The following is a 1,453-nucleotide window of genomic DNA, read 5'->3' on the forward strand; positions in this document are numbered from 1 at the left end:
ATTGACCCCGAGACCTCCCGTGTGATCCGCCGACACACACACCCGGTCCGACTCCTGCACCCACACCCTCGGCCACGGTCCGCCTCACGGTGACCCTACGGCCCCGGCAAGGATGATGATCTGGGGTCCACGCCATGGTCCCGCCCATGATGGCGGCGCCGGCCACACCCAGGAGTCCGAACTCCATTACTCGGCTGGCCTTCGGCATCTTCGCAGGTCGATCACGGGCAGGTCGGGGCCAGGTGGCGAACTTCGATTTCTGCGACGAAAACACCTTAATAGAGGACATTCCGTCTCATTAATCCGAGTTCGGCATAGCCGTGGTCCCAGATGGGCTCTCGGGGTCAGCCGACATACTCGACTGGATCGAACCCCTGGACGATCTGGCTCATCCAGTAGTCGAGGGGCAGATCAGAAACCCAGAAGACGAACCCTTCGTGCGCCACCTTCGCCCTTGGTCGCTTGGCCACGACACCGTCCACATTTTGTGATCCGTCATCATTAGGCGTCGCATTCTGTGGCTCAATACAACTTCTCGAAACCGATCGGTTGCGAGAATAGCAGACGGCTTCCCCTTTGTTGTCGATGATTGGGGGTTAAGTCTTCCCATAACTCATTCCCGATTGTGCTTTCCCTTTACGGATCACAGTTCTGAGTTATGGGAATAGGATGCTTATTGGTTATGCACGTTCGAGCAAGGCGATCCAGGACACGACTGCTCAGGTCGAGGCCCTCAAGCAGGCGGGGTGCGAGCGCATCTTCGAGGAGAAGGCATCGGGCCAACGCGACGACCGGCCCATCCTGCGGGAGGCGCTGACGTTTGCCCGACCCGGTGACGAGATCGTCGTCTGGCGGCTCGATCGTCTGGCCCGCTCGATGCGTCACCTCCTGGCGACGGCTGACGACCTCAAGCACCGGAACGTCGGCCTCCGCAGCCTGACCGAGCAGATCAATTCGACCTCGGCCACCGGAGAGTTGGTGTTCCACCTGTTTGCAGCCCTGGGCCAATTCGAGGTGCAACTGCTCAAGGAACGTCTTGCCCACTCGATGGCGGCACGCGGACCAGGACAACGCGGCGGTCGCCCCAAGGTGATGACCGAGCCCAAGATCGCGATGGCCAAGGCGCTGCTCATGGAGGGCAAGCTGCCGGTGCACGAAGTGGCCAGGGAGGTCGGTGTCGGGGTCTCGACGCTATATCGGGCTCTCCCACAGGCGAAATCCTGGTCAGATGCGGCCTCGGTCCAGCGGATCAAGCGGTCTCCGACCGCCCCGGATCATCCCACAGAGGCTCTGGCAGTATGATCGAGGAAGAGGTGCCCGAGACGGTCCAGGGCGATCCAGAGATATCGTTGGAAGACCGTGGTGGCATGATCGAGGACGATGATCCCGAGACGGTCCAGGACGATGAAAACGGGTCGTTGGAAGACCGTGAAGTCCCAGTCGTGTCCACCAT

2 protein-coding genes are annotated in these 1,453 nt (G+C 60.9%); one reads left to right on the forward strand and one right to left on the reverse strand.

The window, feature by feature from the left end; genetic code table 11:
• Positions 1 to 344: 344 nt before the first annotated feature.
• Complete coding sequence (locus AC3WJT_RS17340; protein WP_492344387.1) at positions 345 to 470, reverse strand: hypothetical protein; 126 nt, start codon at positions 468 to 470, stop codon at positions 345 to 347.
• A gap of 199 nt (positions 471 to 669) precedes the next feature.
• On the opposite strand from AC3WJT_RS17340, the gene AC3WJT_RS17345 reads away from it, so the two are divergent.
• Positions 670 to 1,302: a recombinase family protein gene (locus AC3WJT_RS17345; protein ID WP_492344388.1), complete on the forward strand. Its 633-nt coding sequence runs from the start codon at positions 670 to 672 to the stop codon at positions 1,300 to 1,302.
• Positions 1,303 to 1,453: the final 151 nt, after the last annotated feature.

The organism is Caulobacter sp. FW305-C-30-S16, assembly GCF_058783025.1.

Bases quoted from the DNA above. Each gene is read 5' to 3' on its own strand.
- AC3WJT_RS17345 (WP_492344388.1), top strand. From the start codon at position 670: ATGCTTATTGGTTATGCACGTTCGAGCAAGGCGATCCAGGACACGACT.